General features: G+C 68.2%; 21 protein-coding genes, 1 tRNA gene and 1 riboswitch. Of the genes, 15 read left to right on the forward strand and 7 right to left on the reverse strand.

Annotation, left to right across the window (positions count from 1 at the left end; all coding sequences use genetic code 11):
• Nucleotides 1-178 precede the first annotated feature (178 nt).
• Complete coding sequence (locus tag HUT12_RS00410) at nt 179-1192, forward strand: NlpC/P60 family protein (RefSeq protein ID WP_236145589.1); 1014 nt, start codon at nt 179-181, stop codon at nt 1190-1192.
• Between the two features lie 179 nt (nt 1193-1371).
• Nucleotides 1372-1508, forward strand: a riboswitch (cyclic di-AMP (ydaO/yuaA leader).
• A 12-nt stretch (nt 1509-1520) separates the two neighbouring features.
• On the forward strand, nt 1521-2561 hold the full coding sequence (locus HUT12_RS00415) for an NlpC/P60 family protein (RefSeq protein ID WP_131051697.1): 1041 nt from the start codon (nt 1521-1523) through the stop codon (nt 2559-2561).
• Between the two features lie 55 nt (nt 2562-2616).
• Here the strand turns inward: HUT12_RS00415 and dcd are convergent, their stop codons facing one another.
• The gene (gene dcd / locus HUT12_RS00420; RefSeq protein ID WP_131051698.1) at nt 2617-3195 is read right to left on the reverse strand and encodes a dCTP deaminase; all 579 of its coding nucleotides are present in this window, start codon (nt 3193-3195) and stop codon (nt 2617-2619) included.
• Nucleotides 3196-3274: 79 nt separating this feature from the next.
• Between dcd and HUT12_RS00425 the strand changes: the two genes are divergently transcribed.
• Nucleotides 3275-3808 (forward strand): pyridoxamine 5'-phosphate oxidase family protein, encoded by a 534-nt coding sequence (locus tag HUT12_RS00425; protein ID WP_131051699.1) that lies wholly within the window; start codon nt 3275-3277, stop codon nt 3806-3808.
• Nucleotides 3809-3875: 67 nt separating this feature from the next.
• On the opposite strand, the gene HUT12_RS00430 is transcribed toward HUT12_RS00425, so the two are convergent.
• On the reverse strand, nt 3876-4877 hold the full coding sequence (locus HUT12_RS00430) for a zinc metalloprotease (RefSeq protein ID WP_131051700.1): 1002 nt from the start codon (nt 4875-4877) through the stop codon (nt 3876-3878).
• 213 nt (nt 4878-5090) lie between these two features.
• Here HUT12_RS00430 and HUT12_RS00435 point away from each other — a divergent pair.
• Nucleotides 5091-5164: transfer RNA gene (locus HUT12_RS00435), tRNA-Gly, on the forward strand.
• Between the two features lie 43 nt (nt 5165-5207).
• Here HUT12_RS00435 and HUT12_RS00440 read toward each other — a convergent pair.
• Nucleotides 5208-5672 carry a hypothetical protein gene (locus HUT12_RS00440; RefSeq protein WP_176092225.1) on the reverse strand — a complete coding sequence of 155 codons (465 nt, stop codon included), beginning with the start codon at nt 5670-5672 and terminating at the stop codon, nt 5208-5210.
• 226 nt (nt 5673-5898) lie between these two features.
• On the opposite strand from HUT12_RS00440, the gene HUT12_RS00445 reads away from it, so the two are divergent.
• Together HUT12_RS00445 and HUT12_RS00450 are read left to right on the forward strand one after the other, a co-directional pair.
• Complete coding sequence (locus HUT12_RS00445; protein WP_131051702.1) at nt 5899-6765, forward strand: winged helix-turn-helix domain-containing protein; 867 nt, start codon at nt 5899-5901, stop codon at nt 6763-6765.
• Nucleotides 6762-7457: an HAD family hydrolase gene (locus tag HUT12_RS00450; RefSeq protein WP_131051703.1), complete on the forward strand. Its 696-nt coding sequence runs from the start codon at nt 6762-6764 to the stop codon at nt 7455-7457. The genes HUT12_RS00445 and HUT12_RS00450 overlap by 4 nt, the downstream gene beginning before the upstream one ends.
• Before the next feature lie 724 nt (nt 7458-8181).
• Here HUT12_RS00450 and HUT12_RS00455 read toward each other — a convergent pair.
• Both HUT12_RS00455 and HUT12_RS00460 read right to left on the reverse strand, forming a co-directional pair.
• Nucleotides 8182-8586: a hypothetical protein gene (locus HUT12_RS00455; protein WP_131051704.1), complete on the reverse strand. Its 405-nt coding sequence runs from the start codon at nt 8584-8586 to the stop codon at nt 8182-8184.
• A gap of 214 nt (nt 8587-8800) precedes the next feature.
• A complete protein-coding gene (locus HUT12_RS00460; protein WP_131051705.1) occupies nt 8801-8998 on the reverse strand; it encodes a hypothetical protein in 198 nt (65 codons plus the stop codon).
• Between HUT12_RS00460 and HUT12_RS33315 the strand changes: the two genes are divergently transcribed.
• The 7 genes from HUT12_RS33315 to HUT12_RS00490 all read left to right on the forward strand — a co-directional run bounded on the left by HUT12_RS33315 (nt 8951) and on the right by HUT12_RS00490 (nt 12839).
• A complete protein-coding gene (locus tag HUT12_RS33315) occupies nt 8951-9448 on the forward strand; it encodes a DUF6228 family protein (RefSeq protein WP_368660219.1) in 498 nt (165 codons plus the stop codon). The two genes, HUT12_RS00460 and HUT12_RS33315, sit on opposite strands and share 48 nt — an antisense overlap.
• Before the next feature lie 155 nt (nt 9449-9603).
• The gene (locus HUT12_RS00465; protein WP_131051706.1) at nt 9604-9948 is read left to right on the forward strand and encodes a hypothetical protein; all 345 of its coding nucleotides are present in this window, start codon (nt 9604-9606) and stop codon (nt 9946-9948) included.
• A gap of 210 nt (nt 9949-10158) precedes the next feature.
• A complete protein-coding gene (gene cutA / locus HUT12_RS00470; RefSeq protein ID WP_131051707.1) occupies nt 10159-10482 on the forward strand; it encodes a divalent-cation tolerance protein CutA in 324 nt (107 codons plus the stop codon).
• 102 nt (nt 10483-10584) lie between these two features.
• Nucleotides 10585-10902, forward strand: coding sequence for an antibiotic biosynthesis monooxygenase (locus tag HUT12_RS00475; RefSeq protein ID WP_131051708.1), 318 nt, complete (start codon nt 10585-10587; stop codon nt 10900-10902).
• A 66-nt stretch (nt 10903-10968) separates the two neighbouring features.
• Nucleotides 10969-11289, forward strand: coding sequence for a hypothetical protein (locus HUT12_RS00480; RefSeq protein ID WP_131051709.1), 321 nt, complete (start codon nt 10969-10971; stop codon nt 11287-11289).
• 45 nt (nt 11290-11334) lie between these two features.
• Complete coding sequence (locus tag HUT12_RS00485) at nt 11335-11901, forward strand: dienelactone hydrolase family protein (protein ID WP_131051710.1); 567 nt, start codon at nt 11335-11337, stop codon at nt 11899-11901.
• Between the two features lie 59 nt (nt 11902-11960).
• On the forward strand, nt 11961-12839 hold the full coding sequence (locus HUT12_RS00490; protein WP_176092226.1) for an LLM class flavin-dependent oxidoreductase: 879 nt from the start codon (nt 11961-11963) through the stop codon (nt 12837-12839).
• Between the two features lie 6 nt (nt 12840-12845).
• Here HUT12_RS00490 and HUT12_RS00495 read toward each other — a convergent pair whose 3' ends face one another.
• On the reverse strand, nt 12846-13265 hold the full coding sequence (locus HUT12_RS00495) for an ASCH domain-containing protein (protein WP_176092227.1): 420 nt from the start codon (nt 13263-13265) through the stop codon (nt 12846-12848).
• 105 nt (nt 13266-13370) lie between these two features.
• Here HUT12_RS00495 and HUT12_RS00500 point away from each other — a divergent pair, with 105 nt between their 5' ends.
• A complete protein-coding gene (locus tag HUT12_RS00500; protein ID WP_117228054.1) occupies nt 13371-13886 on the forward strand; it encodes an alpha/beta hydrolase in 516 nt (171 codons plus the stop codon).
• Nucleotides 13887-14043: 157 nt separating this feature from the next.
• On the opposite strand, the gene HUT12_RS00505 is transcribed toward HUT12_RS00500, so the two are convergent.
• The gene (locus HUT12_RS00505; RefSeq protein WP_131051713.1) at nt 14044-14589 is read right to left on the reverse strand and encodes a phosphoribosyltransferase; all 546 of its coding nucleotides are present in this window, start codon (nt 14587-14589) and stop codon (nt 14044-14046) included.
• Nucleotides 14590-14863: 274 nt separating this feature from the next.
• Between HUT12_RS00505 and HUT12_RS00510 the strand changes: the two genes are divergently transcribed.
• Nucleotides 14864-15523, forward strand: a complete 660-nt coding sequence (locus HUT12_RS00510; RefSeq protein WP_131051714.1) for a septal ring lytic transglycosylase RlpA family protein — start codon at nt 14864-14866, stop codon at nt 15521-15523.
• Nucleotides 15524-15532 lie beyond the last annotated feature (9 nt).

Genomic DNA, 15532 nt, shown 5'->3' on the forward strand with positions numbered 1-15532 from the left:
AACTGTAACGAATTGGTCGACACCCTTTGTGTGCGGTCGGTCGCACAAAGGTGAATGAGCCGTTGGTCGCCTTGATTCCGCTGCGCGCCTTCCCTAATGTGGGGCACCGACCGCCGTGGTCGTCTGTCTCGCCCCTTACCGCTAGCGGGACGCCCGGTGGTCGGTCGCAAAGGAGTCGGTGCCGGTGGCAACCATGCCCCTCCATCGTCATGCGCCGGGACGTTCCACCCCCGTGCGCGGGCTGCGCAAGGCCGCTCGCCGCCTGGTCGTCCTGGTCGCCGCTGCTGCGGTCGGTGCCGGTCTGGTCGCCGCGCCCGCGTACGCCGCGCCGTCGGTGGACGAGATCGAGCGCCAGATCGACAAGCAGTGGCAGCAGCTCGAACCCACCATCGAGCAGTTCAACAAGGTGCGCTCGGAGCTGAGGGTCAACCGCGAGAAGGTCGACAAGCTGGAGAAGAAGATCCAGCCGTTGGCCCTGGAGACCGAGTTGGCGATGAACCGCGTCGCCGGTCTCGCCTCCCGGTACTACATCACCGGCCCCTCGCAGGAACTCGGCGCGGTGCTGCTCAACGCGAAGCCGGACCAGCTCGGTGAGCAGATGGCCCTCCTCGACCGGCTCGCCTGGGAGGAGCGCCGCCAGCTCGAGGGCGTCATGAAGATCCGCAAGAAGTACGACGACCAGAAGGCCACCCTCGACGCGCTGATCGTCGACCAGGAGGCCAAGCAGAAGCAGCTGGCGGCGAAGAAGAAGCAGATCGACGCCGAGATCAAGCGGCTGGAGCGGTCCCTGCCGGTCACCACGGTCAAGACCACCAACTGCCCGACCATCAACGGCGTGGTCAGCGACGCGGCCCGGACGGCCATCCGGACCGCCTGCGCCCAGGTCGGCAAGCCGTACGTCTGGGGCGCCACCGGGCCGAACTCGTTCGACTGCTCCGGTCTCACCCAGTACGCGTACCGGGCGGCGGGTATCTCCCTGACCCACTTCACCGGCGCCCAGTGGCGCGAGGGCAAGGCGATCTCGCGGGCCGACGCCCGCCCCGGTGACCTCGTGTTCTTCCGCAGCGACGTGAGTCACGTCGGGATCTATCTGGGCAACAACACGATGGTGCACGCGGCGCGTGCCGGTGTCCCGGTCAACGTCTCGCCGATCACGACGATGCCGGTCGCCGGCTTCCGTCGACCAGGCTGACGCCTGAGCGCGTACGCAGGAACCACGGAAGGCCCTCGGTCAAGCGACCGGGGGCCTTCTTCATTGTCGGATTAATGCACCGAGAGTGACGGTGTGGGTGTGTTGCGTATTGACGCCGGTCGTCCCTACGCTGGGCAATCGTCGGCCCGCTGGCACAACCGCCCATCCGGGGCGGTGACGGTCCGACACCGCCGAGTCGCTGTCCGAGCGAGCCGGGGACCCAGGTTTCCGGGGTGAGTCCGCGATGGTCGCGGTAGGGCGTCCCCTTCCCGCCCGAACCCGTCAGCTAACCCGGTAGGCGGTCTGGGAAGAAGGAGTACGCAGCCCGGTGGCACACCATGCCCCGCGGCCACCGTCGTACCGGCCGGGGACATCCGGCCCGACGACGGCTGCGCCGCGATTCCGCTGGTACCGCTGCACCACCGCACTCGCCGCACTCGCCGCGACCGCCGTCCTGCTGACCGGTGGCGCGACGGCGGCCCACGCCGACCCGACGGTCGACGACATCGAGCGCCAGATCGACGAGGACTGGAACCGGCTCGAAGCCGTCATCGAACGACACAACGCGACCAGACAGGACCTGGCCGGCACCCGCCGGGAGGCGGACGCCCTGACCGCCCGTATCGCCCCGCTGCAACTGCAGGTGGACGAGGCGATGAAGCGGGTCGGCGCGCTGGCCGCGCGGGCGTACCGGGGCGAGCCGGTCCGCGCCGTGAACACGCTGCTGGGCAGCCGGTCCCCGAGCGAGGTCGTCGCCCAGCTCGGCCTGCTCGACCGGTACGCCCGCTTCCAACAGGAGGACGTACGCCAGGCGAGTGAACTGCGGGACGAACTCGCCGCCGCCCGAGCCGGACTGGACCGCACCATCGTCGAGCTGACCCGTACCGAAGCCGACCTGGCCGCGAAGCGGCGGCAGATCGACACCGAGATCGACCGGTTGCAGCGGTTGCGGCTGCGGGCGTACGACGACGGGGGTGGTGGTCCGCTGCGGCCGGCGCCCTGTCCGGCCACCTACCCGGGTGGCCCGGCCGGCGAGGCGGTCACCTTCGCGTGCGCCCAGATCGGCAAGCCGTACTCGTGGGGTGCCGAGGGGCCGCACGCGTACGACTGCTCGGGGTTGATGTTGGCCGCGTGGGCGCGGGCCGGGGTGTCGCTGCCGCACAACGCGGCGCGGCAGCGGCAGGTCACCGCCTCGGTCAGTCGCGGCGACCTGCGCCCGGGTGACCTGGTCTTCTACTTCCGCGACCTGCACCACGTGGGGATGTACGTCGGCGGCGGCTGGGTGGTGCACGCCTCCCGTGCCGGCAAGCCGATCGCGATGAAGCGGATGGACACCAGTCCGATCCACAGTTTCGGTCGGCCCGGCTGAGTCCCCGGGCGGACGACCACGGGCCCGCGTCCGCGCGGCGCGGGCCCGCCGGTGGTCAGCGGGTCGGCCAGGTACGCCAGTTCTGCCAGGCACGGCTCGGCGTCGGGCCGCGCTGCCCCTGGTAGCGCGAGCCGTAGACGAGCGAGCCGTACGGGTGCTCGGCGGGCGAGGCGAGCCGGAAGATGCAGAGCTGACCGATCTTCATGCCGGGCCAGAGCATGATCGGCAGGTTGGCCACGTTGGACAGTTCCAACGTGACGTGGCCGGAGAAGCCGGGGTCGATGAAGCCGGCGGTGGAGTGCGTCAGCAGGCCGAGGCGACCGAGGCTGGACTTGCCTTCGAGCCGGCCGGCGAGCTGGTCGCCGAGCGAGATCACCTCAAGCGTGGAGGCGAGCACGAACTCGCCCGGGTGCAGCACGAACGGCTCGCCGTCGGGCACCTCCACCGGCGAGGTGAGATCGTCCTGCTGGGTGGCCGGGTCGATGTGTGTGTAGAGGTGGTTGTTGAACACCCGGAAGAGCTTGTCCAGGCGTACGTCGATGCTGGACGGCTGCACCAGGGTGGGCTCGAAGGGCTCCAGCGCCAGAGTGCCGGCCTTGATCTCGGAGACCAGGTCACGGTCGGAGAGCAGCATCGCCACACCATAGCGGCCGGTAGTCGTGACCTGCGTGTCGGACTACCTGCTTAGAACGTATGTTCGATAGGATGTCGGCATGGCTTCCTGGTCCGATTTCGCCGTCGACGAGCCCCGACTCGCCGACGGGATCCGCCTTCTCATGCAGCAGTACGGCCCGGGCTTCGGCTACCTGGCCACGGTCCGCGCCGACGGCGGGCCCCGGGTGCACCCGGTCTCACCGGTGATCACCGACGACGGTCTGTTCTGCTTCGTGATCGACTCGCCGAAGCGGCGCGACCTGGAACGCGACGGGCGTTACGCGCTCCACTCGTTCCCGGCGGAGGAGAGCGACGACGAGGCGTACGTCGCCGGCCGGGCCCGACCCGTCACCGACGACGCCACGGTGGCCCGGTTGGCGCTCGCGGCCCGCGCGGCCCCGCACGCCGACTGGCGTCTGTTCGAGTTCACCGTCGACGTGGCGATGCTCGCCCGGCACGAGCGCGCCGCCACCGGCGGGCTGGTCGGTGAGCCGGCCGTGCAGGTCTGGCTCGACCCGGCCGGCGCCACCCCGCAGGCCGCCCGGCCCACGCCCCACCGGACCCGTGCGGCCCGACATGTCCGCGCCGCCTGAACCGACCGGTGCCGGTCCCGCCTGACGACGGGACCGGCACCGGAGGTACGCGCCGACGACTGCCGCGCTACGCGCGGTACGTGTTCCACGCGTTGATCATCCGGGTCGCCTGGCCCGGGGTGAACTGGTACATGCAGGTGTCGTACGTGTAGTCCATGAAGTTGGTGATCGGGTCCAGCCCCGCGGTGGAGCAGGTGTCCCGACCGGTCGGGCACTGGTAGGCCGGCGACGCCTCCGCCGGAGTGTCGGAAACCTGGTCGCCGCTGCCCGAGCAGCCGCCCTGGAACGTGTGGTACAGGTTCAGCCAGTGACCGACCTCGTGGGTGCCGGTGTCACCCTGGTTGTAGTTGGTGGCGGTGCCACCCGGCAGCGACTCGCTGAGCACGACCACGCCGTCCATCACGTTCAGCGTGCTCTGCGGGAAGGTCGCCCAGCCGAGCAGGCCCCCACTCAGCTCGCCGAGATAGATGTTGAGCGTGCCCTTGGTGCCCTGGCGGAGCTGGGTCTTCATCTGCCGCTCGGCCGTGGAGCCCTGCCGGATCGGGTACCACGACGTGTTGGTGACCCGGTTGATGCTCTGCAACTGGAACGCGAAGGCGGTGGCGGCACCGCCCGTCGCACCCGCGAACGACTGGTTCAGCACGTTGATCTGCGATTGGATCATCGAGTCGGGGATGTTCCCGCCGGCCCGGGTGGTGTCCTTGCGGATCACGTGCACCACGACCGGGATGGTGACCGAGGCCGCGGCGGCCTGGGCGCTGAGCGTCCGCTGGCCGACCCGCTTGGCCCGCTCCTGCAACAGGTCGGCGAACTCCGACTCCCGCTGGTGCAGTTGCGCCATGGTCAACTCGTTCGGGTCGTGCTTGACGACCGCGTCGCCCCGGACCCGGGCCGCAGTGCCCGTCGGGTCCTCACACACCTCGTCGGCGGAGACGGCGGCAGCCGTCGGAATGGCGGCCGTGGTGGCCGCCGGCAGCAGACCGACCGTGGCCACACCGAGCGCCACTGCCAGCGACGTCGATGCGATGCCGGCGATCCGCCGGTTCAGCAGGACGGGACGGAGTCCCATAAGCCCACCTCTTTCTGGCGACGCGACCGGGGGTTGTGTCGCGTCGTGCGGGAAACGTGGGCCAGACGTTACAACGCATAGACAGATTTGAGAATGGCTATGTGTTGCCGGCATGCAACTTCTTGCGGAGCGTGCGGAGGCGGGCCGGGCAGGGTGGCCGGCGGGGGTGGCTGGGTGCACCGGGGCGACGGCTCAGGTACAGTGGTGCCGCTTGCGGGTGTAGTTCAATGGCAGAACATCAGCTTCCCAAGCTGACAGTGCGGGTTCGATTCCCGTCACCCGCTCCAACGTGAAGCCCAGGTCAGGATGCGCTCCCGACCTGGGCTTCATTCATGCCGACCGCTTTTCGGGCGTGCTGTGCCCGCTGCGCGTCAGGGCGCAGAGCAGTCGATAGGCGAGGTCGACGGCGCGTTGCTCCCGTCTACGTGAGCCCCAGATTCGGTTGATGGTGGCCAGTTCGGCGTGGACGTCGGCCGTGGGGTCGCGGCGGATCTTCGCGCAGTAGGAGGTGTTCGCCGCCCGTGTCTCGTCGTTGATGCGGCGGACCTCCGTCCGGCCGAGGCGGCGGATGCCGGTCACCGCGAGTTCCCTGATCTGGCTGATCGACAGCACGTTGACATCCGTTGGGATTCCGGCGGCGTGGATGGCGACAGCGAGTTGACCGTTCGACAGGCGGGCCAGGCGGGCTGCTGTCAGCGACAAGGGGTTGACCGGTGCCGCGATGTGGGCGGGAGTTTGGATGTCCTGCGCCGAGGTGCGTCTGGTGGCGACTCGGTCGTTAGGGTGAAGAAGCATCGTGTTCCTTTCGCGAGGGCGATGCGTCTGGCCTCGGCGGGCCGCAATCCCGTCGGGGCCTTCGCTTTGCGCGTCCGGAGTCCTCGTAAGGACGGTCGCGCGTCGATCCATAGGTGAAGCTGGCAAGCATTGAGGGTCTGAATCGACCGTAGATTTGCTTGACTAGCCAAGTCAAGGCTCTGCGGTAAACTTTCCTTGCCTGGCTAGCCAGCGTTAGGGTGTTGTGGTGAGCGAGAGCCCTGACTTCCTCGGTCAGCTTGATCCCGACGACCCGAAACAGGCGTCCCAGCAGATCGCGAACAAGCTGCGGGCTGCCATCCTCACGCGTCGACTCGCGCCGGGCGACAAGCTGCCGTCGCAACCCGAACTGGCCACCCGCTACGGCGTGGCCCGAGAGACGGTCAAGCGAGCCCTGGACCTGCTCCGGGCCGAGCGGCTGATCGTGTCCCGTCAGGGCAGCGGTGTGTTCGTCCGGGCGCAGACGCAGCGGGCCGTCGAACTACGCCCCCACGTCGAAGCCGCGTTCGAGCGGCCCCACGTCACCATCGATTTCGCCGGATTCTCCGGCGAGACACTGCGCGACGCGCTCGCCGAGACCCTCGACAAGGTGCGCGTCGGTCGACTCGCGCCCGAGACCATCGCCGTGCGCGTCCTGATCTCCGACATGACCGCACCGATGGCACTGCCCACGCGGGTCGAGACACAGACCGACGACCCAGCGGTACGCGAACGCGCCGAGCGAATCACCCGCCGAGCAGTAGACGCGATCATCGATCAGGTCACCGAGCTGGGCGACCTCGGCCTGATCCGGTCAGCCGCCGTCGAGGTCCGGCTACAACGGGCATCCCCGCAGTTCAAGCTCTACATCCTCAACAACGAAGAAGTTTTCTACGGTTTCTATCCCGTCACCGAGCGCTCCGTCTCGATCAAGGGTGAACCGATGGCCATCTACGACCTGATGGGCAAGGACGTGCCCCTGTTCCACTACGCCGTAACCGACGACGACACCTCCCACGGCACACAGTTCGTGGAGGCGTCTCGCCAGTGGTTCGACTCGGTGTGGTCGACGATCGCCTACCGGTACGACGCATGAACGCCGACCTCGGCCGACTGCTCGGCGACGTCGATGCACTGCTGCTCGACTTCGATGGGCCGGTGTGCAGCATCTTCGCCGGATACCCCGCACCGCAGGTTGCCGCCGAGCTGGTCAACGTACTGCGGCGCCACGGGGTCGACGTGCCGCCAGACCTTGCCAGCGAGCCGGACCCGCTTGAGGTGCTACGCCGCGTCGGAGCGGCTGGAGACCAGGACGTCACGCGGGCGGTAGAGGACGCACTCTGTGCAGCCGAACGGCTGGCCGTCGCAAGTGCCGAACCCACGCCGTACGGGCGCGAAGTCATCGTGGCATCCCGGCAGGTCGGGATGCCGGTGGCGGTGGTCAGCAACAACTCGGCCGGTGCGGTGAGCGCGTATCTGGCAGCGCATCGGCTCGCCGCGTTCGTGCCGGCCGTAGTCGGTCGGGCGTGCGGAAAACCGGACCGCATGAAGCCCAACCCCGCGCCGATCCTAGAAGCCGTGAGTGCTCTCGGTGAGCCGGCGGGCCGGTGCGTCCTGATCGGCGACTCGTTGTCGGACATCGACGGGGCACGGGCCGCCGGAGTACGGGTGATCGGCTATGCGAATCGGTCAGCCAAGGTCGAGACGTTCCGCGCAGCCGGAGCGGACGTGGTGATTACGGGCATGGGTGAGATAGCCGGCGCGCTGCTTGAGCGTATAGAGGACTGAAATGCATCCGCGAATGGTGCGTTTGTGAGCGGATATGGTGACGCTCAAAGGGCAGCCAGCTATCCCGGACGGGTCAAGGTCCCGTCCGGGATAGCTGAGCGCTTGCCTACAATCGCTCCAACCCTTCGCCACTGGCACGCAGAATTGGCCGGTAAACCGCGAAAGGAACGATTGAGAGCTCGGGATCTTGTGGGTGGTCTGCGAGTCCTGCTATGCCTAGCAGTATGAGAAGGTCGTTGATAACACGGGCCATTTCTGTGCGCCTGATACCTATACCCTGGCCGGAAATAGAATCGGGATTATACTCGAAATCAGGGCTAGGCGAGTAGGAGCCAATCGTCCCTACCATCGTCCATTCCTGTTCTTGGAGGCCGTACCTCGCGAACAGAATCTCGGGCTCGCTGTCGAGGAACCTCCGACCTTCCTGAAGGCGTGCCGTAATACCGACGCCACCGGAGCCGCCAGGGGTCATGGCCAAATGTAGGCCAGGGTGAAACATTCCCCGGGCGACCTTAACGAATGCTCGTAGCTGTTCCGGCGGCAGCCCATCCATTATTCCCGTTGGGTCGTAGTCAGGGATAAGGCTCTCTAGCGCGTCTGGGCTTGGGGCGTCCGTTGGTCGCTGGCTACTCCGCCTGGGGCGTCCCTTTCCCGGCTGACCCTTCTTGCTACTTGTGCGTGCAGCGGCGGGTGCATCCTCGCTATCGCCGCTGAGTATCGCCGCTCAGTCTGCGGCCACGCCAACGCCCGCAAATGCCTGTGCGACATAACGCGCATCGAAGAACCTTGCGGGACCGGTCAATCGAACGAAGGATCCCGGCGGATAGGCTGACTTGAAGTCGTCGAAGGAATCGGAGTCGAAGCTCCTTAGTTCTTCAGAAACGTCCGTCAAGTAACCTTCGCTATCCAACGCTTCTTCCAGCATGGGAAAAACCGCATCGGCCAAAGATCTTTGCGTGCTTTCTTCAGTGCCCCACACCTGTTCTCGATTTGCCACGTTCCGCATGCCGCCTGAGAGGGTTCCCTGCTTCTTCTCGGTGACCTTTTGGTCTTCCGTAATGCCTCCATCGCGCTGCGCAAGCAGTGATCGGACCTTGTCCGTGTCAACATAAATCAGTTCTCGCATCATCTGGGCCAGACCTACCTAACGCTCCTCGATCTCACCGGCCTGCCGACCGTAGCGCCTAGGGCTGACAGGTTGGCTGCTAGGCAGCTGAGGCAAGGCCGGAAGCGCCAGCACGAGAAGGCCAGCGGCGGGTCTTACCCGCTAACCGGGCACGGCCGGTCATGCAGCCGACCCCTTAGGATCGCCGATGCCACGTCGGTGTCCAGGACGACCGGGCTCACGCCAGGCTGGCCCGCCGAGAGGCGTACAGGTCGGCCAGGAATTCGTCCAACTCATCGTCGGACTCGAACAGGTCCGGCCGAGCCAGGTCATCGACGGAGGTGACCGGCCGCACACCCTGACGACGGGCCAACTCCTCCACCGGCACATGCTCAGCGGTCGGCCACTCGGGCACCCGCTCCGCATTGCTCGACATCCCGACTCACCTCCTCCACCACACCGCCACTCATTGTCGCACTGTCAGCACCGAGACCACCCTCACTCAGACGCGCGGAGAGCCAGCGACACGGTAAGGCGGCCCGCAAACGGGCCGGGCCGTCTGGCATGTCCGGGTGTTAGAGCTAGGCGCCGGTCTCTGACCCAGATCGCGCCTGCGGCTCTCATTGATCAAGGAAGCGCGTCATGGCATCGCGCATCTGCCGGTTCGGATCACTTGGTATTAGGTCAGGTTCGGAGGACGTGTGGCTGGCAACGAGTTGAGCCACGGTCGAGGTCGGGCGCTTCCGTTCGGCTGGGTATCGGGCCGGAGACTGTTGCCCTGTCGGTCTTCCTCGACCCCCTCGCGAAAGGGTGGGAAGGGTGGCAGGGCGTCCGTACCTGGAGGTCTATGGAACGTGAGCTTTGCTGGAGGCTGGCGAGGAGATGACCCAGGTGGCTGCCGAGATCAGCAACCTGCTTTGGCTGTAGCGGCCCTTCCCCGCACATGCCATGAGCGTGTCGTACGGAGCTTGTCTGAGGTGAGGAATGCGCGCAGACTATGGCAGACGGAGCGCCATAGAGTGCTGCATGAGGAGTCAGGCCGTGGTCAAGGTGCCACAGTCGCGTATCGATTGGAACCTTCAGCGGTTTCGGATCGCGCTGGTCGACCTACGCGACCTGTTACGCCAGGCTGACACCGAGCACTGGGCACAGTGGGCGGACCGAGCGCTTACCCGCTTGGATGCTGGCGATGTGACTGGCCTCGATTACTGGATGGATGCATACGGCGGGATGGGGAGCATCAGCGATCTGTCGATCATCGGAAGCGGCTCGCTGTCGCCGGATCGAGAGCGGGCTGTCTCCGAGCAGATCGAGGAGCTGCGAGGGCTGTGTTACGGCCTGGCCGCGCAGCTCAAGGCCGACATTCAGGAGTCTCGGCAGCAATGACTGCTCGAGCATGCCCGATCCAACGGTCGACGTCCGGCGTTGCAGACGGCGGCTACCACCGACGGGGCGAAAGCACGGCCAGGAGATGACGGGCCGATGGGTAGGGCTGAGCTACGACGGCACGATCGTCACCGGGTGGGGCGGGATGGCGCACAGTGAGCAGGAAGCCCGCGCCACCATAGACAGGCTCAGGGACGGGGGAGATCGCGAGTGACTGACGTCGTTGAGGTGATCATTACCGGGCCGGACCCCGAGTGGTTGGCGGCCTTCACGCGCCGCCTGGTGGACGACCGTCTGGCCGCCTGCGGACACCACCTCGTTCAGATTCGCTCGATCTATGGGTGGCAGGGCACGGTCCACGACGAACAGGAGGCGCGGGTGGCGCTGCACACCCGGGCGAGCCTGGTCGACCGCATCACCGCCCGTGTGAACGCGGAGCATCCGTACGAGGTGCCCTGCGTCATCGCCCTGCCCGTGAACCAGGGGAATCCCGCCTACCTCCGATGGGTGCTGGATGAGACAGAACCAGCGTGAGCACTTCATCGTGGTGAAGGTTGTCGCTCCGAGCTGTTGATCTGAAGTCGGGTTGAGGTTCTAGCCTCGGTCTGACCGATTCCCGGCACGAAGGAGGGCGGCATGACCGTCGTCTACCGAGTGGACAAGTTCGACGTCCCGGAACCCGCGCGCGCGGAGTTCTGGCGACACGTACGGCGAACTCACGCGATCCTGCGGGATCAACCGGGATTCCTCGACGATGCCCTGCTGGAACAGCACTCCGGCCCGGGGCGCTTCAACGCCGTCACCATTGTGCGGTGGTCGTCTGCGGACGATCTGCCCTCGGCCCGTGCTGCCGTGCAGGCGGCGCATCGCGCGGAGGGGTTCGAGCCGGCTGCCTTCTTCACGGCGGCCGGCATCGAGGCGGACCTGGCGAACTATGTGCAGATCGAGGCCTGATGCGCGACGCCGGGCCGGGAAAGCAGTGACGATCATGGGATGTGGCGGACTTCTACGCTTCCGTCCATGACTGATGGCGAGATCTGGCGTCTGTGTCACCGGGACGAGGTGGTGGCCGCGATCGAGGTGCGGAGCCGTGACTTCCCGTGGACGTACGGGCGGCTTCGTCCGCTGGCGGGGTTCGAGCCGTTCCGTCCGCTCTTCGTGGCGCGGAGCGCCGCTCTCGACGCGGACGACGACGAGGCCATGATGAGGATCGATGACGAGATCAGTGCCGCTTTCACCCTGGTCCGTCCGGATGGTGGCCGGGTCGCCGAGTTCCTGTTGAGCGTCGAGGGCGACGAGGCCGGGTTCCGCTGGCTGGACGAGCCTGTCACGGACGAGTAGGCGTACCTCCCGGTTCTTGTCGGACGGCGGTCTTACGGTGGGCGCATGGTCGAGATTCTGCTGTTTCACCATGCTCAGGGGCAGACGCCGGGGTTCCTGGCGCTGGCCGACCGGTGGCGGGCCGCCGGGCACACCGTGCACACCCCTGACATGTACGACGGTGCCACCTTCGGCACGGTCGACGAGGGGGTCGCGCACGCCGAATCGATCGGGTTCGGGGAGATCATCCGACGTGGGACGGCGGCGGCCGAGGCGCTGCCCGAGCGGCTCGTCTACGCGGGCTGTTCGCTCGGGAACCTGCCGGCGCAGTCGCTCACCCAGACCCGTCCGGGTGCCCTGGGCGCGTTGCTGCTCTACGGTGCGGTGCCTCCGGAGGAGTTCGACAGCCCGTGGCCGGCCGGAACGCCGGTGCAGATGCACGCGATGGCCGACGACGAGTGGGCCGAGGTGCCGGCGATGCGGGCGATGGCGGCGGATATCGACGGCGCGGAGCTGTATCTCTACCCCGGTGCCGGGCACCTTTTCGCCGATGCGGGTGGCGTCGACTACGACGAGCCGGCCGCCGAGCTGCTGATCGGGCGCACGCTGGACTTCCTCGACCGGCTGGGCTGAGCCCACACGCTCGACCGGCTGGGCTGAGGTCGGAGGTCGGTCGCCGTACCCTGGCGATCATGAGATTCGGCATCGTGATCCTGCCCGACCAGCGGTGGTCGGTGGCGTGCCACCGGTGGCAGCAGGCGGAAGAGTGGGGCTTCGACCACGCCTGGACGTACGATCACCTGGGCTGGCGGGATCTGGTGGACGGTCCGTGGTTCGACTCGATGGGTACGCTGACCGCCGCCGCGACGGTGACCTCGCGGATCCGGCTCGGCACGCTCGTGGCGTCCCCGAACTTCCGGCATCCGGCGGCCTTCGCCCGGCAGGTGACCTCGCTCGACGACGTGTCCGACGGGCGGGTACTGCTCGGGCTCGGCGCGGGCGGCATCGGCTTCGACTCGGCGGTGCTCGGTGGCGAGACGCTGCCGCCGCGACAGCGGGTGGACCGGTTCGCCGAGTTCACCGAGCTGCTCGACGCGATCCTGCTCACCGACGGTACGACCTGGCGGGGCGAGTGGTTCGCGGCGGTGGACGCGCGGAACAACCCGGGCTGCGTACAGACGCCTCGGGTGCCGTTCGTGATGGCGGCCAACGGTCCCCGGTCGATGCGGCTGGTCAGCCGGTTCGGGCAGGGCTGGGTGACCACCGGACCGGACGTCGACGACCTGGGCGAGTGGTGGGACGGGGTGGCCGAGCTGGTGGCCCGGATGGACGCCCGGCTCGCCGCCGACGGGCGTGACCCGGCCAGCCTGGACCGTTACCTCTCGCTGGACTCGGCACCGGCCTTCTCGCTGGGCAGCGCGCAGTTCTTCGCCGACCAGGTGGGCCGCGCGGCGGAGCTGGGCTTCACCGACGTGATCACGCACTGGCCCCGGGAGAGCAGTTGGTACGCGGGCGACGAAGCGGTCCTCGTCGACGTGGCCACCCGACTGCTGCCCGAGCTGCGCGGTTGAGGCGTCCTACGTCCCGTACGCGCCCTCGTCGCCTCGGCTGACCAGCCGGAAGCGTACGCAGACGATCTCGGTGTCGTCGGTGACCGGCGTGCCGAGCCGGGCCCAGTAGGCGGCGTGCCCGGCCCGCCACTCCTCGATCGAGCGGTCGCCCTCCCCCTCGGAGCGGGCGAAGTCCCAGCTCACCTCGGCGAAGCGGGTCACCTCCACACCTGTCACCTCGACCACGGCCACCAGGGAGTCCTGGTCGTCGACGACAACCAGCCGTTCACCGACGTGTTCCAGGTCCTCGCGCTCCTCGGCGTACTCGGTGAGCAAGCCGGCGGTGGCGGTCTTCACCTCGCCCAGGACCAGGGTGTTGAGCCTCGCACGAAGCTCGCCGGGTGTGCCGAGGGCGAGGGTGCGTAGTTCGCCGACGCGTGGCCACATGACGCGAGATTACCGGTGGGACCGACGGATTCCGGTCGGTTCTCGACGGGTGGAGAGTCCGCATGGGAGCGGTACGGTCGATGCCCGACGAACGAGGAGATGTCGATGGCGGACCGACGCGCGGTGCTCATTCCCGGACGCGGCTACGACACCCGGTATCCGCTCTTCCTCTATCTGGGTGAGGCGCTGCGTCGGCTTGGTTTCGGGCTGCACGGCATCGCCTGGCAGGTGCCGGAGGACTTCGACCCCAACACCATCGGCCGGTGGGTCTGCGACGAGGTCGCCCCGACCCTGACCGAGCGCACCGACCTGCTGGTCGGCAAGTCGCTCGGCTCGCTGGCCGCGCCACTCGCGGTCGAGCGGCGGCTGCCCGCCGTCTGGTTGACGCCGCTGCTGCACCGGGGTGAGGTGGTCGACGCGCTGCGCCGGTCCACCGCCCCGTTCCTGCTGGTCGGCGGTACGGCCGACTCGTCCTGGGATGGCGGGATCGCCCGCCGGTTGACCCCGCACGTGCTGGAGATCACGGCCGCCGACCACGCGCTGATGGTGCCGGGGCCGTTGGCCCGGTCCGCCGAGGTGCTCGGCAAGGTCTGCACGGTGGTCGAGGACTTCGTCCGCTGACCCCGCCCGGGTCGGCTTCGGGTGCCGGCCTCCGGCGGCGGCTGGTGCTTGGCGATGGCTGGTGTTCGGCGGCTGGTGTTCGGCGGCGGCGCGGCGGGGTTCGGTGTTAGCAGGGGACCCCTGCTATGCACGAGGCGTTAATAAGGTGCCCTTCCTTTCACAAGGCGGCGCTGGTGAGCAAGCCGCTTATGCGGAGTTCGGTGCGCAGTTCCGGTGCGCAGTCGACCACCACCGCCGAAGTGCCCAGCGGTTCGGCACCTCGGGCGGCGCAGATGTCATAGAGCGCTCGGACCTGGGCGGCGGTGGCCACCCAGTCGTCCACGACCAGCACTCGGTCGCCGGGGCCGAGGTGCCGGTCCCGTACGGCCAGGTCGACCCGCCGGCCACGGAAGTCGGGCGGGCTCTGCGCCCAGGTCAGCGGACCGGCGGGCAGCCGGCCGTCGCCGGGCTTGTGTGCCGGCACGAACCCGACGCCGAGCGCGGTGGCGGCCAGCGGGCCGAGCAGGAAACCGGTCACGGCCGGGGAGACGACCACGGTGGGTCGGGCGTCCCGGAACGGCGCGACGAGCGCGGGACCGAGAGCGGCGAGTACGTCGGGGTCGCGCCACCAGCCGGAGACGTCGCTGACCAGGTGGCTCGCCCCGGGACCGGGGTCGATCCAACGGAACAGCTCGACCAGGCGGGCTCTCAGCTCGGTGGACATCCCCTCATCCTGCGGCACACCCGGGGTCTGCGAGGCAGCCGCGGCCCACCGCTGCGAGGCAACCACCGGTGGCTGTGTGGCCGCCACCGGCCCCCCGCTGCGGGGCAGCGACAGCCCATGGCTGCGGGGGGCCGGCTGGCCCACCTCGGATCGGATGATCGGCTTCACGTATCGCCGCAATTATGGTCATACCATCATGATCACGTTGACGTCGGAAGTGGTTCTCTCGTTATGGTCCGACCCGATTTGATCTGCTGAGGAAAGGACCGGGCCGGTGACTGGTAGGCACACCCGTACCCGCAGGATCACCTCGCCGGCCGGGCTGACCGCCACGGCCGTGCTCGCCGTCGCGCTCGCCGTCGGCGGGACCGTCGGTGCGGTGCGTCTGGCGGGCGACTCGGAGCCGGCCGGTCCGACCGCGATCGACCTGCCGGTCACCCCGGACGTCACCGAGCCGTCGACCGGCTCGCCGAGCGCGTCACCGAGTGCCAGCCCGAGCCCGACTGCCAGTCCGAGCGCCAGCGCCTCGCCGAGCGCCTCGGCGAGCCCGACGCCGGTCCGGACCACGCAGGCACCGTCGCGGAGCAAGACGCGCACGGCCAGTCCGACACCGAAGCCGACGGCCACGAAGACGACGGCCCGTCCGGTGGTGGACAGCGGCTCGTGTGGCGCCTCCTTCTACTGGCAGGGCCAGGTGACCGCCAACGGCGAGGCGTTCAACCCGGAGGGGATGACCGCCGCGCACAAGACCCTGCCGTTCGACACCCGGGTACGCGTGACGAACCCCGCCAACGGAAAGTCGATCACCGTACGCATCAACGACCGGGGACCGTTCATCGAGGGCCGCTGCCTGGACCTGTCCCGTGGCTCGTTCGCCGAGATCGCCTCGCTCGACCTCGGCCACATCCAGGTGCGTTACGAGGTGTTGGGCTGAGCCCGACCG

The sequence above is a fragment of the Verrucosispora sp. NA02020 genome, from assembly GCF_013364215.1.
Lineage (GTDB): Bacteria > Actinomycetota > Actinomycetes > Mycobacteriales > Micromonosporaceae > Micromonospora.